Annotated in this window: 7 protein-coding genes; all 7 read right to left on the reverse strand. The window is 27.9% G+C overall.

The features are described from left to right. Positions 1-105: 105 nt before the first annotated feature. The 7 genes from FT986_RS15665 to FT986_RS15695 all read right to left on the reverse strand — a co-directional run bounded on the left by FT986_RS15665 (position 106) and on the right by FT986_RS15695 (position 4,479). Positions 106-567 carry a hypothetical protein gene (locus tag FT986_RS15665; RefSeq protein ID WP_147865841.1) on the reverse strand — a complete coding sequence of 154 codons (462 nt, stop codon included), beginning with the start codon at positions 565-567 and terminating at the stop codon, positions 106-108. A 402-nt stretch (positions 568-969) separates the two neighbouring features. Further along, the gene (locus FT986_RS15670) at positions 970-1,533 is read right to left on the reverse strand and encodes an STM3941 family protein (protein ID WP_147865842.1); all 564 of its coding nucleotides are present in this window, start codon (positions 1,531-1,533) and stop codon (positions 970-972) included. Between the two features lie 228 nt (positions 1,534-1,761). Then, on the reverse strand, positions 1,762-2,241 hold the full coding sequence (locus FT986_RS15675; protein WP_147865843.1) for a hypothetical protein: 480 nt from the start codon (positions 2,239-2,241) through the stop codon (positions 1,762-1,764). A 150-nt stretch (positions 2,242-2,391) separates the two neighbouring features. Beyond that, positions 2,392-2,955 carry an STM3941 family protein gene (locus tag FT986_RS15680; RefSeq protein ID WP_147865842.1) on the reverse strand — a complete coding sequence of 188 codons (564 nt, stop codon included), beginning with the start codon at positions 2,953-2,955 and terminating at the stop codon, positions 2,392-2,394. Positions 2,956-3,120: 165 nt separating this feature from the next. After that, the gene (locus FT986_RS15685; RefSeq protein WP_147865844.1) at positions 3,121-3,819 is read right to left on the reverse strand and encodes a hypothetical protein; all 699 of its coding nucleotides are present in this window, start codon (positions 3,817-3,819) and stop codon (positions 3,121-3,123) included. Between the two features lie 187 nt (positions 3,820-4,006). After that, positions 4,007-4,264, reverse strand: coding sequence for a hypothetical protein (locus FT986_RS15690; protein ID WP_147865845.1), 258 nt, complete (start codon positions 4,262-4,264; stop codon positions 4,007-4,009). A gap of 5 nt (positions 4,265-4,269) precedes the next feature. Next, on the reverse strand, positions 4,270-4,479 hold the full coding sequence (locus tag FT986_RS15695; protein ID WP_187248655.1) for a hypothetical protein: 210 nt from the start codon (positions 4,477-4,479) through the stop codon (positions 4,270-4,272). Between the last annotated feature and the right edge of the window lie 147 nt (positions 4,480-4,626).

Raw genomic sequence — 4,626 nt, forward strand, 5'->3', positions numbered from 1 at the left:
ACATAGATTTTAGAACAGACTAATTATGTCTCAAATTTAATGTAGAAAAGAGTTGGATTTTACCTCAGTTCTTTGTTGGCAACTGGCTTTATTACTTTCCTAAATTTATTTTTCATTAACGTTTATGTTCAGTTTCTTGTTTTGTTTAATGTTTTCAATTATTAATCTAATTAGTTTTATTGAATAAATTAAAAAAGGGATACTTGTAAGAAATGAAAAACCATATAACCAATCGTAGTACCAATTTCCAGAAGTCAGAAAATACACAGAAATCCACAAAATTATAATTCCGATTAAGGTTATTAGATTTTTAATTAGATTCTTATTTAGAAATAAGCTTGTAATTAGTATTATTTTTCCAATTATAGAGAAAATTACAACAAGTGATAATCTGTCTTGATAATCTCCGTTGATATTAAAAATAATTCCATTTTTATAGATTTCAGGTATTTGAATAATTCCAATTACATCAAATATTCCCATTATTCCAATTCCGTGTCCAGCACCGATTATAATAAGTGAATGAAATAATATTGTATATAATTTTGTTTTCTTAATATTATTCATTTCTTAATTTTCCGTTTTTATAATAAGTTTTTTAAATATTAAAAGGCCGATAAAAGTCAGTCCGCATATGATTGCTGAAATATGAAAATTCCTAATTGCTTTGCATAAGTCAATTCCAGAAGTTAGTGAAATACAGTCATTCAATTCGTTTGTTTCGTACTTTAAACTAACTGTTGAATTAAAAGCCATAAATTCAAATAATGGAATTCCAATTAAGAGTAAAATCAAAATTATAGTGTAAACCCTTCTCTTCAATTATTTTCGGTTTTTGCTTGTTGCCAACGTGTTTGTGTATGCTTTGTTGCGTTGGTTTAGCGTAAAGTTAGCAAATAATTACTGAATAGAAAATCCGCGAGGATTTTCGTAAGTTGGCTAAAAGAAAGCAATAAAATATACACGGTGTTACCCAACGTTTTTATTTCTTTTCAATTCGGTTTTAATTAATTCCTCAAGTTCTCCAAAATCATATTTCAACGTATTTGAAGTAATTGATAGAGGTGTTTCGTACATATTCAAATTGACTTTCATAAGTTTCGCTTGGATTCCGTTTTTTGCTTTTTTTATGTATTTTTCAGGATTTTCAATATCGATTAATAGAAATTTTGTAGACATTACTTCTTTTGTCCTAATTCGTAAAATGTCATTCCATTCAATTAGTCCAATACTTGTTGCATTTGAATTGTCAGTTATTCCGTTTTTGTCAATTATTAATCCAGCTTTTTTGTCAAAGAGTTTTCTAATTCCATAAATTCCAGCCGCTCCAAAAAAAACGATTCCAACAATTCCAATAATTTGTATAGTTTCTGAATTTAAATATAAAAACCTTTTAAGCATTGGATTATAAAATCGTCCTGCATTTTCAGGTTCAATAAACATCCAAAATCCTCCAATCAAGAAAATTATGACTCCTAGTAAAAGCAAATAAATTTTATTTTTACTCAAAGGAATTTCAATTCGATTATTCATTTTCAGGTTGTGAGTGGTTAATGTTGGGTAACGTGTTTATATATGGCAAGTAGCGAGCAAAAGTGAGTTAATTTCCGGTTCGTGACAAGCCAAAACTTTTGCGTTTTGATTTTTAATTTTAGTTCAAAAAGCCAAATCAAAAGATTTGGCGACTAACCAAATATACCAAAATTTCCTGTTTAGAAAAACCTTAGCTATTTGTTATATATGTTGTTGGCGGTAGTTTTTTTATAGTGTTGGAAGTAATTTGATTTCTACTTTTTTGGCTATTTTAATTTCTTCTTTTTTATCATTGAAATCCACTAGATAAATATTTCTGAAATTTTCGAAAAAGGATATAAAGTCAGTGTTTCTTGAATGAACTATGTTATTTGTCCAAATTTTATTTTTAATTTGATTTTGGTTAATTTTAATTGGAGGATTATTTCCGTTTTGATTTAGATAAGTAATAGATAGAGAAGGATAGTTTTTTCCACTCATTTGAATATGTTTTACCACAAATCCGTTTTCGTTTATCGAGTATTCTATTTCAGGGTTTATTTTATCACCAAATCTTATACTATAAGTTTGATATTTTAAAGTATCATTTTCGATCATTATATCTTGATGAATAGAACAATCATCATATGCAATATATAAATCCTGCTTATTATTCTGCGATACCATTATAGTCGGAATTATTGCAATCAGGAGTAGAAGAGTTTTCATAAATTCCGTTTTTATTTAAATTACCGCCAACGTGTTTGTGTATGCTTTGTTGCGTTGGTTTAGCGTAAAGTTAGCAAATAATTACTGAATAGAAAATCCGCGAGGATTTTCGTAAGTTGGCTAAAAGAAAGCAATAAAATATACACGGTGTTACCCAACGTTTTTATTTCTTTTCAATTCGGTTTTAATTAATTCCTCAAGTTCTCCAAAATCATATTTCAACGTATTTGAAGTAATTGATAGAGGTGTTTCGTACATATTCAAATTGACTTTCATAAGTTTCGCTTGGATTCCGTTTTTTGCTTTTTTTATGTATTTTTCAGGATTTTCAATATCGATTAATAGAAATTTTGTAGACATTACTTCTTTTGTCCTAATTCGTAAAATGTCATTCCATTCAATTAGTCCAATACTTGTTGCATTTGAATTGTCAGTTATTCCGTTTTTGTCAATTATTAATCCAGCTTTTTTGTCAAAGAGTTTTCTAATTCCATAAATTCCAGCCGCTCCAAAAAAAACGATTCCAACAATTCCAATAATTTGTATAGTTTCTGAATTTAAATATAAAAACCTTTTAAGCATTGGATTATAAAATCGTCCTGCATTTTCAGGTTCAATAAACATCCAAAATCCTCCAATCAAGAAAATTATGACTCCTAGTAAAAGCAAATAAATTTTATTTTTACTCAAAGGAATTTCAATTCGATTATTCATTTTCAGGTTGTGAGTGGTTAATGTTGGGTAACGGTCTTGTATAACAATCAGTTGCGGATTGATTAAAAACTAAGATAGCTAAAATTCCCGACTTTTATGCTTGCGCGGTTGTGTCCGCAGGACACAAAGCCGCAATTGTTGGTATACGTTGTTGGCAATAGTTTTTTATTTATTAAAATGACTTACAATGAAGTCAATATACGATAAAGTTGAAATCAATTTTAAGGAATTCAGTTCATTTCCATAATTTACATCAACCCCGTGAATTATCTCGTGTCTGTTTAGTCTTACTGGAAAATTATGAAGTTCTTTTTCCCACCCATTTATTGTTGCTTTTTTATTTATAGGTGAAAGTAAAAAATCTGAATATTTAATTTCTTTATTTTCCAGTTTATATTTTATTTCGGGTAAAAACTTTTTATTAATAAAGAATTTAGAGTCCATTTTATCGTTACATATTCCATCAATCAAAGTTATAAAAAGACAAATAGAGGAATGAAATAAACCAGACTTATGAGCATAAAATGCTTCATTAATTATTTCAGATCTTAAAGTATATTTTTTACTTAGATTCTCCTGAATTTTTGTTAATTTTTTATTGTAGTAATTCGAAAAATATAGGTTCAGTTTATCAGGTAAATTAGCATAAATTAATTTTAAGCAATTATTAATTTTGATCTCTGAGTTAACTGAAAAGTCATCAATATACCAACCGTAAGTTGCGGCTTTGTAAATTACCATTTGAACTTTTTCTTTATTTAGATGTTCAAATTGCTTTTTAATATCTTCATCAAATAACCAATTCGAAACTACCTCAATTAAGGAGTCGTAAGATTCTTTAATATTTTTCTGGTTTTTGTTCATTAGAATTATTGCCAACGGTCTTGTATATGTCTCGTAGCGTGTAAATTAGCGATAATTATTCGGTTTAGCACAAGCCAGATTTTTAAATTTTACTATTTATCTTATTTATTGGAAATCGTTAAATTTAAAAATTTGGCGACTTTCCAAATATGCCTTAACTTCGTTTGAGCAACTAATTAGCTATGAGCTATATACGTTGTTGCCCACAGTTTTTATATTTTTTTAGATGACTTTCTAAAACGCTCATCATTCCAGAATATTCGATTTTATTATTTAATTCGGCTTTCTTTATCATAAATAGATAATCCATATTTTCATCGGGATAAATTTCTTTCCGATTATACGGGTCTGTTTTTGGTTTATATGCTTTTTCTTTTGTTCCAATAATAATGCCTTCTTTTCCAGTTAAAAGGTTTGTTACTTTCTCGCCAATTGAATATTTCATTTTATTTAGTTTATGTTAATTTCATTATAGGCTTTTAAGATTCTTTCTACTTTATTCTGACGGCGAAATCTACCATCTAAATCTTTGTGTAAATCAAGTTCTTTTTTTAACGAATTAATTCCTTTATGAACTTTTTCAAAATTAAAATTCCCATCGTATACCAATTCTTTAAAGTCCGCTGGTTTTAAGTCAAAATATAAAAATATGTACTTCAATTCTTTTTCAGTCAGACTAATTCGAGAATCACCACTTGGAAGAACTTTCACATTGATATAATCAAAATAATAGAGGTCAGTAGTTAGTTGCTTATTAATTTTGCTTGATGAATTTTATCACTATCCACCATTTTTGTTATCAAGTTA

Origin of the sequence: Mesonia sp. K4-1, from assembly GCF_008017825.1 — a bacterium.
GTDB lineage: Bacteria > Bacteroidota > Bacteroidia > Flavobacteriales > Flavobacteriaceae > Mesonia.